Source organism: Pseudomonas sp. FG13 (assembly GCF_057809755.1).
The window spans coordinates 1-14,764 of sequence record NZ_JBMDKO010000043.1 but is presented as its reverse complement, the minus strand read 5'-3'; the positions used below and the strand labels follow the sequence as shown (position 1 = coordinate 14,764).

Annotated in this window: 11 protein-coding genes; 3 read left to right on the top strand and 8 right to left on the bottom strand. The window is 62.4% G+C overall.

Going from position 1 to position 14,764, the window contains the following annotated elements; genetic code table 11:
- Nucleotides 1-106 precede the first annotated feature (106 nt).
- Complete coding sequence (locus tag ACODTO_RS24070) at nucleotides 107-1,351, top strand: exonuclease SbcCD subunit D C-terminal domain-containing protein (RefSeq protein ID WP_489107166.1); 1,245 nt, start codon at nucleotides 107-109, stop codon at nucleotides 1,349-1,351.
- Nucleotides 1,348-4,989 (top strand): AAA family ATPase, encoded by a 3,642-nt coding sequence (locus ACODTO_RS24065; RefSeq protein WP_489107165.1) that lies wholly within the window; start codon nucleotides 1,348-1,350, stop codon nucleotides 4,987-4,989. The genes ACODTO_RS24070 and ACODTO_RS24065 overlap by 4 nt, the downstream gene beginning before the upstream one ends.
- A 186-nt stretch (nucleotides 4,990-5,175) precedes the next feature.
- Here ACODTO_RS24065 and ACODTO_RS24060 read toward each other — a convergent pair whose 3' ends face one another.
- The 8 genes from ACODTO_RS24060 to gabP all read right to left on the bottom strand — a co-directional run bounded on the left by ACODTO_RS24060 (nucleotide 5,176) and on the right by gabP (nucleotide 13,670).
- Nucleotides 5,176-5,301 (bottom strand): hypothetical protein, encoded by a 126-nt coding sequence (locus ACODTO_RS24060; protein ID WP_257225734.1) that lies wholly within the window; start codon nucleotides 5,299-5,301, stop codon nucleotides 5,176-5,178.
- Nucleotides 5,302-5,486: 185 nt separating this feature from the next.
- The gene (locus tag ACODTO_RS24055; protein WP_024779691.1) at nucleotides 5,487-5,666 is read right to left on the bottom strand and encodes a hypothetical protein; all 180 of its coding nucleotides are present in this window, start codon (nucleotides 5,664-5,666) and stop codon (nucleotides 5,487-5,489) included.
- Between the two features lie 156 nt (nucleotides 5,667-5,822).
- Nucleotides 5,823-6,998: a lactonase family protein gene (locus ACODTO_RS24050; RefSeq protein ID WP_489107164.1), complete on the bottom strand. Its 1,176-nt coding sequence runs from the start codon at nucleotides 6,996-6,998 to the stop codon at nucleotides 5,823-5,825.
- Nucleotides 6,985-7,281, bottom strand: a complete 297-nt coding sequence (locus tag ACODTO_RS24045; RefSeq protein WP_464711745.1) for a DUF5629 family protein — start codon at nucleotides 7,279-7,281, stop codon at nucleotides 6,985-6,987. The genes ACODTO_RS24050 and ACODTO_RS24045 overlap by 14 nt, the downstream gene beginning before the upstream one ends.
- Nucleotides 7,282-7,517: 236 nt before the next feature.
- Nucleotides 7,518-8,867 (bottom strand): TolC family outer membrane protein, encoded by a 1,350-nt coding sequence (locus ACODTO_RS24040; RefSeq protein ID WP_489107163.1) that lies wholly within the window; start codon nucleotides 8,865-8,867, stop codon nucleotides 7,518-7,520.
- Nucleotides 8,868-8,869: 2 nt separating this feature from the next.
- The gene (locus tag ACODTO_RS24035; RefSeq protein ID WP_489107162.1) at nucleotides 8,870-10,240 is read right to left on the bottom strand and encodes an HlyD family type I secretion periplasmic adaptor subunit; all 1,371 of its coding nucleotides are present in this window, start codon (nucleotides 10,238-10,240) and stop codon (nucleotides 8,870-8,872) included.
- Nucleotides 10,233-11,954: a type I secretion system permease/ATPase gene (locus tag ACODTO_RS24030; protein WP_139649943.1), complete on the bottom strand. Its 1,722-nt coding sequence runs from the start codon at nucleotides 11,952-11,954 to the stop codon at nucleotides 10,233-10,235. Before ACODTO_RS24030 ends, ACODTO_RS24035 begins: the two co-directional genes overlap by 8 nt.
- 315 nt (nucleotides 11,955-12,269) lie before the next feature.
- Nucleotides 12,270-13,670 carry a GABA permease gene (gabP, locus tag ACODTO_RS24025; protein ID WP_139649944.1) on the bottom strand — a complete coding sequence of 467 codons (1,401 nt, stop codon included), beginning with the start codon at nucleotides 13,668-13,670 and terminating at the stop codon, nucleotides 12,270-12,272.
- Between the two features lie 301 nt (nucleotides 13,671-13,971).
- Here gabP and ACODTO_RS24020 point away from each other — a divergent pair, with 301 nt between their 5' ends.
- Nucleotides 13,972-14,583, top strand: a complete 612-nt coding sequence (locus tag ACODTO_RS24020; protein WP_047703285.1) for a TetR/AcrR family transcriptional regulator — start codon at nucleotides 13,972-13,974, stop codon at nucleotides 14,581-14,583.
- Nucleotides 14,584-14,764 lie beyond the last annotated feature (181 nt).

Below are 14,764 nucleotides of genomic sequence, written 5' to 3'. Positions count from 1 at the left end.
GAGGGGATTTATCCCCTCGCCACAAGGTCGGTTCTTCCCAGTAAACTCTGCATCTTTCCAGCCGCCGTCTTCACCCGCGGCCATCACCTGTTTTCTGGAGTTTGCCTTGCGTCTGTTCCACACCTCCGACTGGCACCTGGGGCAAAGCCTGCATGGCCAGGAGCGCGATTTCGAACACGCGTGCTTCCTCGAATGGCTGCTGCGCCAGTTGGCCAGCGAAAAACCCGATGTCCTGCTGATCGCCGGCGATATTTTCGACACGGTCAACCCGCCGGTCAAAGCCCAGGAGCGGCTGTACGACTTCATCGTCAGCGCCCATGAACAGCACCCCGACCTGACCATCGTGATGATCGCCGGCAACCACGATTCCGGCTCGAGGATCGAGCTGCCCGCGCCACTGATGCGACGGCTGCGTACCCACGCCCTCGGCCGGGTGTTGTGGCTGGACGACGGGCAACTGGACGTCGAACGCCTGCTGCTGCCCTTGCCCGATGCCAAGGGCAAGATCAAGGCGTGGTGCCTCGCCCTGCCGTTTCTGCGCCCCGCCGAAGTGACCGGCGCGCAACTGGGCGATGACTACCTGCGGGGCATCGGCCAGGTCCACGAATGGCTGATCGCCGCCGCCAACGGCAAGCGCAAGAAGGGCCAGGCGCTGATCGCCGTCAGCCATGCGCACATGGCCGGCGGTTCGGTGTCCGAGGACTCGGAGCGCAGCCTGATCATCGGCAATGCCGAAGCCCTGCCCGCCAGTCTCTTCGGCCCGAACATCAGCTACGTCGCCCTCGGCCACCTGCACAAACCGCAGAAGGTCAACGGCGAGGAACGCATCCGCTACAGCGGCTCGCCGATTCCGCTGTCGTTCTCGGAAATCGGCTACCCGCATCAGATCCTCGACGTCACCCTGGACGGCGACACCCTGGTCAAGGTCGAGCCGCGACTGATTCCCCGGGCCGTCAACCTGCAACGCCTGGGCCCGGCACCACTGGCCGAGATCCTCGGGCAACTCAAGGACCTGCCGGACGTCGACCTGCTGGCCGACGTCCAGCGGCAACCCTGGCTGGAAGTCCGGGTGCGCCTCGACGAACCCCAGCCGGACCTGCGCAATCAGGTGGAAACCGCGCTGCAAGGCAAGGCGGTGCGGCTGGTGCGGATCGCCGCCGAATACGCGGGCCACGGCAGTGCTGCGAGTGCCGATGACGACGCGGCCTTGATCGAGCTGGATCAACTGAGCCCACAGGAACTGTTCAGCCGGGCCTGGCAGGACACCTATGGCGACGAAGTGGATGAGCAGACCCTCAAGGATTTTGCCGTGCTGCTGCAAGACGTCCAGATGGAGAGCGAGCAACCATGAAGATCCTCGCGATCCGCCTCAAGAACCTCGCCTCCCTGGCCGGTCCTTTCGACATCGACTTCACCGCCGAGCCCCTGGCCAGCGCCGGCCTGTTCGCCATCACCGGCCCCACTGGCGCCGGCAAAAGCACCTTGCTCGATGCCCTGTGCCTGGCGTTGTTCGGTGCCGTGCCGCGCCTGAACAACACCGGGCGCGATGCCAAGGTGCCGGACGCCGACGGTGAAATCGCCACCGGTGACCCCCGCACGTTGCTGCGCCGCGGCACCGGCGATGGTTACGCGGAAGTGGATTTCCGCGGCATAGACGGGCGCCGTTATCGCGCCCGCTGGGAAGCCAATCGCGCCCGGGAAAAGGCCGGTGGCAAGTTACAGGCCAGTCGCCAGAGCCTGCGGGACCTGGACAACGACCAGTTGTTGGCGAGTCAGAAAGGCGAGTACAAGGCTCAGCTCGAAGCTGCGTTGGGCCTGAACTTCGAACAGTTCACCCGCGCCGTGTTATTGGCCCAGAGTGAGTTCAGCGCATTCCTCAAGGCCGACGACAACGACCGCAGCGAACTGCTGGAAAAACTCACCGACACCGCCCTGTATACCCGCCTCGGCCGCCGCGCATTCGACAAGGCCAAGCAGGCCAAGGAAAGCCACAAGCAGTTGCAGGACCAGGCCACCGGCGTCACGCCGCTGTCCCCCGAGGCCCGGGCCGAGTTGGACGCGCGCTTCGACGAAGCCCAGCAACAGCTCAAGACCCAACAGGCACAACTCAAGCAACTGGAGTTGCAACACACCTGGCTCAAGGACCTGCGACAGTTGCAGGAAGAGCACGCCAGCGCCGCCGAACAACTGCAGCAAGCCGAGGCCGACTGGAACGCCCTGGCGGACGAGCGCCTGAAGCTGACCCGTCTGGAGCAACTGGCTCCCCAGCGTCATCAGTTCATTCGCCAGTCGGAACTGACCCGGCTCCTGGCGCCGCTGACGGTCCAGATCCAACAGCTCGACCAGCAGCAGATCGACCTGAATGAACAGCAGGCGCAACTGGAAAAAAGCCTGGCCGCAGCACAACAGGCGCTGGCCGCAGCCCGTCAACAAAGCACGGACAACGCGCCGTTGCTGCGCCAGGCCTTTGAGGAACAGAACACCCTCGCCCGCCTGATCAAGGAGGCCAATCAGGCCGCCGAGCGCCAGACGCAGGCACAACTGGCCTGCACGGATGGCCAGCGTACGATCGACACCCTGCTCGAACAGCAAAACCAAGTGGCCGCGCGCTTGCAACGCATCGCCGGCGAGCTTGAGCAGAGCACCCACCTCGCGCCACTGAGCGATGCCTGGAACGCCTACCGTGATCGCCTCCAACAGTTGATGCTGATCGGCAATCGCCTGAACAAGGGCCAGGCCGAACTCGCTGCGCTGGAACACAATGCCACCCGCGCCGCCGAGGAACTGGTGGCCCGTCGGCAAGAGCTCGAGGTGCTTTACAAGGAAGCCGGCGCCGAACCCGAAGCCGTGGCCGAACAGATCCAACTGCTCGGCACTCTGCTGCAAGATAATCGCAAGCAACAACGGGCCTTCGAGGACCTCACGCGGTTGTGGGCCCGCCAGCAGGAGCTGGACAAACGTGGCACCGAGCTTGAGCAACGCCAGCAACAGGCGTTGCAAGAGCGCGACCGACTGGTGCGCGAAGGCGGCGAAGCCAAGGCCGAGCTGGCGGTTGCCGAACAGACCCTGACCGTGACCCGCGAACTGCTGGCGCGCCAACGGCTTGCCCGCAGCGAAAGCGTCGAGCAATTGCGTGCACAGCTACAGGACGACCAGCCTTGCCCGGTGTGCGGCAGCGTCGAGCATCCCTATCATCAGCCTGAAGCACTGCTGCAAAGCCTCGGCCGCCACGATGAACACGAAGAGGCCAGCGCCCGCAAAACCGTCGACCTGCTCAATGAAAAAGTCATCGACCTACGTGCGCAGTACAGCGGTGTCATGGCCCAGCTCAAGGAGCTGAAACAGCAACAGGAACAACTGGCAGCCCAGCAACAGGACCTGGCCCCCAGCCTGGAAGCCCATCCACTGTCCGCGCAACTGCTGGCGCAGGACACTGTCAAGCGCGATGCCTGGCTGATCCAGCAAAACACCCAACTGCACCAGCGCATCACCCAGGACGAGCAGCGACAAACCGCCCTAATGACCCTGCAACAGGACGCAGCCCGCCTGACCCAGCACCTGCGCAATGCTGAAACGGCGAGCCAACAGGCGTCACTGCACTTGAGCAATCAGCAACAAGAACTGGACCGGGATCGCCGACGCCTGGACGACGAACTGAGCCACTTCAGCAGCCTGTTGCCGGCAGACACCTTGCAAGCCCTGCGCACCGAGCCGGCCGCGACATTCATGCAGCTCGACCAGCAGATTGCCCAGCGCCTGGAACAACTGGAACAGCAGCGCGACGAGCTCAGCGAACAGCTCCAGCGTCAGCAGACCCTGGAAAAGGAGCAGGACCGCCAACAGACTCGCGCCCAGCAACTGGAGTCGGCGCAACAACAACTCAAGGGCCTGACCGAACAACAGCAGGCTTGCCAGCAGACCCTCACGCAATTACTCGGCGAACACCGCAGCGCCGAACAGTGGCAGCAACAACTCGACCAGGCCCTGGAACAGGCGCGCACTGCCGAGACAACGGCCAATCAGCAATTGCACGAGTTACGCAACAACCTGGTGCAACTGGCCGCCGAACTCAAAGCCCGACAAGAGCAGGCACAGTCCCTGGAAGCTGAACATCAGGCACTGGCCGCCGGTATCGCCCAATGGCGCACGTCCCATCCCGAACTGGACGACGCCTCCCTTGAAGCCCTGCTCGCACTCGATGAGCAACAGGTCGGCCAGTTGCGCCAGCGATTGCTCAATAGCGAAAAAGCCATCGAACAGGCCCGCGTACTGCTGACCGAACGGGAAAAGCGCCTGCACAGTCATCAGGCCCAGCACAATGGCAACCTGTCGCCTGAACAACTGGCCGATGCCCTCACCCAACTGCAACAGCAATTTTCCGCCAGCGAACAACGCTGTGCCGAACTGCGCGCCGAACAGGCTGAAGACCAACGCCGGCAAAGCGCCAACCAGGCCCTGGCCCTGCAAATCGAGCAGGCCTATGTCGAGTACCAGCGCTGGGCCCGGTTGGATGCACTGATCGGCTCGGCCACCGGCGACCGCTTCCGCAAACTGGCCCAGGCCTACAACCTCGACTTGCTGGTGCACCACGCCAACGTCCAGTTGCGGCAACTGGTGCGGCGCTACCGGCTCAAGCGCGGCGGCAGCATGCTCGGGCTCCTGGTGCTGGATACGGAAATGGGCGATGAACTGCGTTCGGTACATTCCTTGTCAGGGGGTGAAACCTTCCTGGTTTCGCTCGCCCTGGCGCTGGGCCTGGCCTCAATGGCGTCCAGTACCCTGAGGATCGAGTCGCTGTTCATCGACGAGGGCTTTGGCAGCCTCGACCCCGAGTCCCTGCAACTGGCGATGGACGCCCTCGACGGCTTGCAGGCCCAGGGCCGCAAGGTCGCGGTGATCTCCCATGTGCAGGAAATGCACGAGCGGATTCCGGTGCAGATTCGGGTCCAGCGTCAGGGGAATGGGTTGAGTACGGTGGAGGTGAAATGAAACAAGTGATCTCTGCAGGAGCAAGGTTTGCTCTAACGCCAGTCAGTTAACGATCAGACGACGCAAAACCTGTGGGAGCGAAGCTTGCTCGCGATAGCGGTGGGCCAGTCAATATTGTGGCTGGCAGACTTACCGCAATCGCGAGCAAGCTTTGCTCCCACAGGGGTCGGTGGTTTGCTGACCCGATCAGTCTTGAAGCAAACTCAGCAGTCGCTCACGCGCCGCTTCCGGCTCGTCGGGGACCGGCTGGGCAGCCGAGACGATCGGGGTGGAATAGAGAAACAGCAGCATCATCGCCAGACGCATCGCCATGGTGTCGATCCTTATGGAAGAAAGGAGTCAATTTTTCAGCGTCAAATTTAAACACATGGCTATGTGATATTACAGTGGGATTTTCAGAACACGCTGAAGCGCCTGATGAAAATGACGAAGCCTGCGATCTTTTCTCTCTCTCTGTCGAGACGAAAAGATCGCAGGCTTCAGTCGTTCCGGCGCGCTCAGTGCTGGGTCTTGTGATCCAGGGCGGCGTAGAAGTTGGCGCTCTGTTGCAGGTATTTCTCGGTGTAGCTCTGGGTACGATTCTTCTTGTCGCTGATCTCGATGCTGGCATTGGCCGGCAGTGCCACGGTGGCAGAGATGGCGGAAGCGGCGATGATGGAGAAGAGGTTCAGGTTCATGGCGGTATTCCTCGGATTCAGTTGGCTGGCTTGCCCGGTTGGGCCGTGAAGCAAACTTACGCGCCGAGGCGTCTCGTCTAGAAATGCTTTGCAATGCTAGCGAATATCACTCCCGTTGATATAAACGCGCAGGCCCCGAAAAACGGGGCCTGCGACCTATTGACGCTGGATGAACTTCACATCACTCGGCGCATCCATTGGCAGTTTCTGTACCGATTTACCCAGCAGGCCGGTCTTTGGATCACGTTCGAACACCACGATCTGATTGCTCTTCTGGTTGGCAACCAACAGGAACTTCCCGCTCGGATCGAGGCTGAATTCCCGCGGATGGTCGCCTTCCACAGAGCGGCGTTGCAGTTCTTTCAGCGTGCCGGCCGCCGGATCGATGGCAAATACCAGCACTTCGTTGCTGGTGCCACGGTTGCTGACGTACAGGAACTTGCCGTCCTTCGAGGCGTGCAATGCCGCAGCCGCCCTCGCCGGCTGAGGCTTGCCCGCCGCTAGGTCAACCAGTTGGCGCTGGACCAGGCGACCGTCCTGGTAATCGAACACCGCCACTTGCGCGGTCATTTCCAGGGTCAGCCAGGCGTGCTTGCCGTCGGCGCTGAACAGCAGGTGACGCGGTCCGCTGCCGGGGGGCAGTTGCACGAATGCCGGGGCGGCGGCGGTCAGCGGCAGCTCGGGATTGGCCTTGGGGTCGTAATGGTAGACGAACACCTTGTCCGCCCCCAGGTCGTTGGCGAACACGTACTTGCCATCGGGCGACGACACCGCCGAATGCACATGGGCCGACATCTGCCGCTCGGGATTGACCCGGCTCGGCTGGTGACTGCTCAACTGCACGACGGGCGACAGCTTGCCATCGGACCCCACGGGTAATACCGCAAGCGTACCGCCCGGATCTTCCACCACCGAATAGTTGCTGACCAGCAGATGCCGGCCATCGCCGCTTAGGCTGGAATGGGTCGGCTCATTGCCCAGGGATTGCACCTGATTGATCAGGCTCAGGGCGTGGGTAGCCGGGTCGATGGCGTAGCTGCTGACCTTGCCCACCGGATCCTTCTGCCCTGGCCCGTTTTCGTTGACCACGAACAGGCGGCTCATGTCGGGGGAAAGGGTCAGCCACGAAGGGTTGTCCGTCTTGATCACCTGCAACGGCTTGGCACCGAGCTGGCCGGTACGGCTGTCGAACTGCAGCCGGTAGACGCCCTGGCTCTGGCCCGCCGTGTAGGAACCCACCAGCAATTGGTAGTGCTCATCGGCGTTGGCCTGCATGCCCATGGCGCCCACGCTGCCGGCCATCAACAATGGCCAGAGGCTACGCATCTTCATGTTCGTCATCCTCATCGTCGTGGCCGCTGGTCGCTTCCACGCACTCCAGGTGGTGGTCGCCCGAATCGCTGGAAATGATCCAGTGTTTCGACGCCGGGTCGAATGTCGCGGCCTGCATCTGCGCAGGCGTAAAGCGCCAATGCGCGAGGGTGCGGCCGTTCATGCATTCGACGTGCAACTGGTCCTGCTCGTCGAGGGAAAAATCGAATGCGTGGAGCCCGTCGATGATCAGCATGTCGCAGGTGTCGAGGGCGTACAGCAGGGTGTCGGTTACGGCAGTCATGGGAATCGGTCGGTCGCTGGGAAAGTGTGCATCATAGCTCAATGTCCGGGTTGGCCTTGGGCTATCAAGTCCGGAAGCGGTGCTGACCGGCAGATCGTCATCGCGAGCAGGCTCGCTCCCACAGGGGATTGGCGGTGGGCATGAGTCTCGCGGCCACCCCGGAACCCTTGTGGGAGCGAGCCTGCTCGCGATGACGGCAACCCAGGCACCTTCGACAAACCTGCCCACCCGGAACATCAGAACAACCGCTGCACCTGCTCCAGCACCGCGCGGTTCATCTGGCCGGTGTGGGTGTGCAGGCTGACATAGCTTTGCAGCATGTCGAGCTTGGTATTGAGCAGATCCCGACGGGCCTGGAACACCCGCTGCTGGGCATCGAGGATGTCCACCGTGGAGCGCACGCCGCCCTGGAAGCCTTTCTCCGTCGATGTCAGCGCGCGCTGGTTGGACTCCACCGCGCGCTGCATCGCCTTGCTCTTGGCGAACCCGGCCACCACGCCGAGGTAATCGGTTTCGATGTTCTCGGCCAACTGTTGACGCTGCACGTCATAGTCCGACTGGGCACCGGCCAGTTGCGCTTCGGCCTTGGCCACCGAAGCACGCACCGCACCGCCGCGATACAACGGGATATCCAGTTGCACCCCCACGTAATAGGTGTCCTGGCGCGGATCGAGCTCCTGATATTGACGGGTTTCGCGGCGGGTCAACTGAGTGGTCAGCGACAGGCTCGGATAGTGCCCGGCACGCTGGCTGTCGGCCTGGGCCTCGGCCACTTTCACCGCCGCCAGACGGGCCGCCAGCTCGGGGCTGGCGTCACGGGCGATGGCCGTCCAGTAACCCAGGTCCTGTTCCGACGGAATCGGACTGCCGGGGGGCAGTTCCTCGCGCATCGGCTGGATGTCGTCGATGGGCACGCTGGCCCGGCCGGACAGGGCTCGCAATGCTGCCACCCGGCGGGCCTGGGCCTCCGTTTCCTGGGCCTCGACCAGATCGAGCCGCGCCTGGGCCTCGTCGATGTCGGTGATCGCCCCCTGGCCGCCCTGGTAAAGCTTCTTGCTCTGGATGACCAACCCATTGATGGCCGCCTTTTGTTGGGCGATCAACTTGATTTCGTTCTCGGCCCGGGCCACGTCGAAATACCCTTTGGCAACCCGGTCGAACAAGGCCTGGCCGGCGACATCGAACTGCTGGCTGCCCAATTGCCCGCGAGCCTTGCCCTCCTGATAGGCCGCCCAGCGAGCCTTGTCATAAAGTGGTTGCTGCGCCGCGAGGGTGACGCTGTTCGCCTGGTAGTCGTTGCTGTTGACGTAGCCCCTGTCATCGCCACCATCGGTGCGACCACCGTAACCGTAGCGCGACGTCAGGGATACCTGCGGATACAAGCCACCGCGACCAATGGCCTCTTCGTTCCGGGAAGCATCGAAGGCATGGGTGGCCGATTGCAGGGTCGGATCATTCAGGCGTGAGGCATCGTACGCGGCGGTCAGGCTCAGGCCACCCTCGGCAGCCCATGCGGGGCTGATCGCCACCCAACCGGTATACAGACTCAGCAGGACGCGGGAGCGATAGAGGCGCCGGTCAGTCATGCTCATTCCTCCTTGAAGGCAGCCAGCAAGCGTTCGCGCAAAGGTTTCATCAGGTAATTCATCAAGGTCCGTTCGCCGGTTACCACCGTGACATCCGCCAACATGCCGGGACGTACCCACAAGCCGGCGGCCTGCAGCGAGGCAACAGTGTCGGCGGGAATTTCGACCCTGGCGGAGAAGTACGGCTGGTGCGTCTGCTCATTGATCAACTGATCCGCCGACACCGTACTGACCGTGCCCGTGACCGTCGGTGTATCCACCCGCTGCAGCGCCGTGAAATGCACGTGCACCGGCAGCCCCGGCCGCAGCTTGTTGGCCATCAGCGGCTCGAACCGCGCCGTGATCGCCATCGGCGCATCCAGCGGGACCACTTGCATCAGGGTCTGACTGGCCTGGACGACGCCACCGACGGTGTGAATGTTCACGTCCATGACCTGCCCGGACGTCGGTGCGCGGATGGCGCCGTTGTCGACTTCGAATTGCAAGGCGCGGATCTGATCGGCGTAACCCGCCGCCTCGGCGGACACTTCGCTGAGTTGGGTCTCGGCATCGCGGCGGAACTCCTGCTGCGCCTGCAAGGCCTTGAGCCGGCTTTCGTTGATCGACTGACGGGTTCTGCCGACATCGCCGATCCCGGAAGCAATCTGACCGGCCAGTTGAGCGGCGTTGCGCTCGGCCTCGAAAAGTTTGTTGCGCGGGACATAGCCTTCACGCGCCAGGTCCCGCAATCCCTCCAACTCCTGGCGCTGGAAGCGCATCTGCTCGTCGTAGTTGCGCTTGACTCCCTCGTAGCCGAGCAGTTGCTGCTCCAGCGCCGCCACTTCGTGCTCGATGATCTGCAAGCGGCTGCCCAACTCGGCACGACGGCTCTGGAACAACTGGCTCTGCAATGCCATGGCAGCCTTGACCCGTGGCTCCTCAGCACGGGCCAGCAGGTCCTCCGGCCACTGGATCTCGGTGCTGCCCAGACGCTCGGCAATCAGGCGGGCCTCGATGCTGCGGTCGTTGAGCAACTTGCCCAGGGTCACGTCCAGCTGCGATTGCGCCTGCACGGTATTGAGCTGCACCAGCAACTGCCCCTGGCTGACGCGATCGCCATCACTGACCAGCAGCTTTTCCACCACGCCTCCCACCAGCGACTGCACCGCCTTGCGCTCGCCCGCCACCACCACGGTGCCGCTGCCGACAACACCCTGATCCAGCGGCGCCAGGCAGGCCCAGAGCAATGCGCCGCCCAACGCCAGCACCAGGAAACCCACACCATAACGCGCCGCACCGCCGGCATCGGTACTGGCGCCAGGCAACGGGCTGACGTTACGCAAGCTCCTCCCCGGCTCGCTATACGCGTGTGGACTTGGAGTCAGATCATGCATCTTCGCCAGCCTCCCTCACCGCAGCCGCTCGCGGCCCCGGCATCAGCGCCTTGAGTACCCGGTCGCGGGGACCGAATGCCTGTTGGGTTCCGTCCTTGAGCACGAGGATGTGATCAACCATCGCCAGCACACTGGGCCGGTGGGTAATCAGCACCACCGTGCTGCCGGCGGCCTTGAGCACGGCGATGGCCTGCACCAGGGCCAGCTCACCGGCTTCATCGAGGTTGGAATTCGGCTCATCGAGCACGATCAGCGCCGGGCGCCCATAGAGCGCGCGGGCCAGGCCGAGGCGTTGCTTCTGTCCGCCGGACAAACCGAGCCCTCCGGGACCCAGCGGCGTGTCATAGCCCTTGGGAAACCTCAGGATCATTTCGTGGATGCCGGCGTGACGGCTGGCGGCGATGATCTTGTCGGCATCCTGCTCGCCGAAGCGGGCGATGTTGTCGGCCACGCTGCCGTCGAACAACTCGATGTCCTGGGGCAGATACCCAAGGTGGGGGCCCAGGGCATCATGGGACCACTGGCTGATCTCGGCGTTGTCCAGGCGCACCGATCCGCCCAGGGGGGGCCATACACCGACCAACGCCCTGGCGAGGGTAGACTTGCCACTGGCGCTGGGGCCCACGACCGCGAGCACCTCCCCTTTGTCCAGATGGAAATTGATCCCCCGCAGAATCGGCTGTGAAGCGCCGGGTGGGCCGACGTACAGCTGCTCCAGGCGCACCGCACCGGTGGGCGGCGGCAAAGGCATGCGCAGGCGATCACGGGGATGCTGGGCAAGGAGCAGGCTCAGACGCTGATAGCTCTGGCGCCCGGCATTGAATTGCTTCCACGAACCGATGGCGATCTCCACGGGTGCCAGGGCCCGGCCCAGCAGGAGCGACATGGCGATCATCATGCCCGCCGACAACTGGCCTTCCAGTACCAGCAACGCCCCCAGCCCCAACGACAGCGACTGGCCCGAAATGCGTACAAACCGTGTCATCGAGCTGATACGGGCACCGCGATCACTGGCATGGGCCTGGGCAGCAATGATGCGCTGCTGCAGCAGGCTCCAACGTTGGCGCAACGGCCCGAGCATGCCCAGCGCCTGGATGACTTCGGCGTTGTGCAGCGTGCTGTTGACGTAGGCTGCCGATTGCACGCCCAGACGGTTGGCTTCGCCCAGGCGCGTGCGGGTCGCCAGTTCGCCCCACAGCGCCAGGCCGACCAGCACCAGGGCGAGTACCAGGGTCAACACCCCGAACCAGTGATGAAAAATGAATGCCACCAATAGGAAGATCGGCAGCCACGGCGCATCGAGCAAAGCGATCAGCCCCTGCCCGGTAATCAACTGCCGTAGTGTCGCCAGATCGCTGAGCACCTGCGCCGGGTTGGCGTTGTGCTCGCGCAGGCTGCGGGCAAAAGCGGCATCGAAAATCCGCTCGCCCAAGGCCTCGTCCAGCCCGGCGCTCATGCGAATCATCACCTCGCCGCGCACCCACTCGATCAACGCGCTGAACATGAACAGCCCCAAGGCGATCAGGGTCAGCATGAACAGAGTGGTTTCGTTGCGACTGGTCAGGACCCGGTCGTATACCTGCATCATGTAGAGCGACGGCACCAGCACCAATAGATTGATTACGCCGCTGAACAGCGCCAGGGACCAGAACACCCGGCGATAGCTCAATAACGCAGCATCGATGTCGTGACGAGGATCGAGAAGCAGCCCCATAGAATGGCAACCCGCAAAAATATAGTCGGTCCAGGACGCAATCCATCGCGAGTTTTTTTGCCCGAAGGCGTTTCGAGAAGCCCATCGATACAGCTGACGTGACGCCGCCAAGGCGCCAATTAATGACAACGCTCGAACGGGTTAGTGCCAGATCGGCAGAAAGGGTTTGCAGGCAGGGTGACAGGCGGAGGGTCTGACTTCAGGAGGGTGTTTCAGGGGTGAAACAGATCGGAGATGGAACGCGTCTTATGGCGAGGGGATTTATCCCTTCGCCATAAGACGGCTACTTGCCAGAAAGACTGTGCAGCCTCCCCCTTATCCCAGGGAAGCCGCTCTCTCCCCCTGCGGCTGCTGCCGCGACGTGACCAGTCCGATAAAGGAAATGATCAGCGCCAGGCCAAGGGTCGAACTGACTTCACTACGGTGCTCCGGCGTCACCATCATCACCGCCAGCGCCGCGCAGATGAACACGATGACCAGCCAGGTCAGCCAGGGAAACAGCCACATGCGAAAGGTCAGCTCGACGTTCTGCTGACGCAGCAACCGGCGCATGCGCAGTTGGGAAATGGCAATCGCCAGGTACACCAGCAACGCGATGGCGCCGGAACTGGCGAGCAGGAACTGGAACAGCCCGGCGGGCATGAAGTAGCTGAACAGCGTGATACCCGCGCCCAACACGGTACTGGCAATCACCGCTGTGCGCGGGACGCCGTCCCCCGACGTCACCTTCAGGGCCTTTGGCGCATCACCGCGCCGCCCCAGCGAATAGAGCATGCGCGAGGCGATGTAGATCGAGGAGTTCATGCAACTGGCCACCGCGATCAGTACCACGGCATCCACCAGGAACTTGGCATGGGGAATGTTCATCAGTTCCAGCGCTCGTTGGTAGGAGCCCACCGAAGCCAACTGCGGATCGTTCCATGGCACCACGGAGATGACCACGAAGATCGACAACAGATAGAACACGCCAATGCGCCAGATCACCGAACGCGTCGCCTTGGCAATGTTCTGCGCGGGGTTATCGGATTCGGCCGCCGCAATCGTCACCGCCTCGGTTCCGATGAAGCTGAACATGATGGTGATAAAGGCCCCGACCACCGCCGACAAACCGTTGGGGGCGAAACCGCCATGTTCGTCCATCAGGCGGCTCAGTCCGCTGGCTTCCCGCTCGGGAATCCAGCCCATCAGGACCGCGAATCCCAGGGAAATGAAACCAATGATCGCGACGACCTTGGCCATCGCGAACCAGAACTCGAACTCGCCGTACTTGGAGACGCTGAACAGGTTCGTCACGGCCAGGGCCACGATCGATACCGAAGCAAACAGCCAGGCATCAACAGACGGAAACCACTGGTTCAACACATGCCCGGCGGCCAGTGCCTCGATGGGAATCACCAGGACCCAGAACCACCAGTACAGCCAACCGATGGTGAAGCCGGCCCAGCGCCCGATGGCCTGGTCGGCATAGGTGGAGAACGAGCCGGTATCCGGGCGGGCCACCGCCATTTCACCAAGCATACGCATGACCAGCACTACCAACAGGCCGGAGAACAGATAAGCCAGCAGCACAGCCGGGCCCGCTGCCGCAATGGCATGCCCCGAACCCACGAACAAGCCTGCACCGATGATTCCGGCAATGGATAGCATGGTGACGTGACGAGGCTTGAAGCCCTGTGCCAGATGGCCGTTCGAATCCTTGAAACTGGGGCTGGTCATTTTCTTGTTCTCTTTTTAATCGACATTGAACGTACCGAGGAACAGACGCTACGAAGAAACGGTGCGCCACGTTACCCGTCTCACTTGCTCGCTGAATTATCTGTAAGCGCTCCTTTTGTGCCTGATCTCGTCATAAATTACGTAGCATTTAGCCATGCACTCTTCATCCAAGGGGCATTGCAGAGCGTTCGCACTAAAAAGCCAGTATCTAAATAAACGCTTTAAATATTTTATCGAGTTAAGTATTTTGCATGAATCCCGGGCACTGTATGCCCTCTTTTCCAGTGACAAAGGACCTCCCGTGAGCGGACTGCGTGAACGTCAAAAAGCCGAACGACGCCAAGCCATCAGCAAGGCAGCGATCGAACTGTTCGAGCGCCAGGGCTTCCAGAACACCACCATCGAGCAGATCGCTGGCCAGGCCGGCGTGTCAGCCCCTACCGTGTTCAAGTACTTCGGCAACAAGCAGGAGATCATCCTGGAAATCCTCCACGAGGCCGACCAGCGCGCGCTCAAGGACACTCGGTTGCAGGTCCCTGAAATAGAGGATCCAGTCGAGGCGCTGTGTTACCTGGAACGGCTGCTGACGGGCTACGCGCTGGAAGTCATGCACCCCAGCCTCTGGCGTGAATTGCTGCCCTTGATTCTGTTTGGCGGCGACGGCGGGCTGCCGGATGGTTATCGCGCCATGAACGATGCGCTCAGGGCTGAAATCAGCGGCTTGATCAAGGAACTGCAGCAGGCCGGCAAGCTGCGCGCCGACCTCGACGTCGAGCTGGCCGCCTTTCTGCTGAACGACTATTCACACTTGCAGCTGTTCAGGCTGGTCAACCAGGAACAACCGGATATCGAGGCGCACTCCGCTCAGGTCAAGCGGATTACCGCGCTACTGTTCCAGGGCATGCGTGCCTGAAGGAAGACACTGACAGATCGCCATCGCGAGCAGGCTCGCTCCCACAGGGGATCGGCGCCGGACGCAGAATGTGTGTTCACTGAAAAACCAATGTGGGAGCGAGCAAGCCCGCTCCCACAGGGGATTGGCGCCGGACGCAGAATGTGTGTTCACTGAAAAACCAATGTGGCAGCGAGCCTGC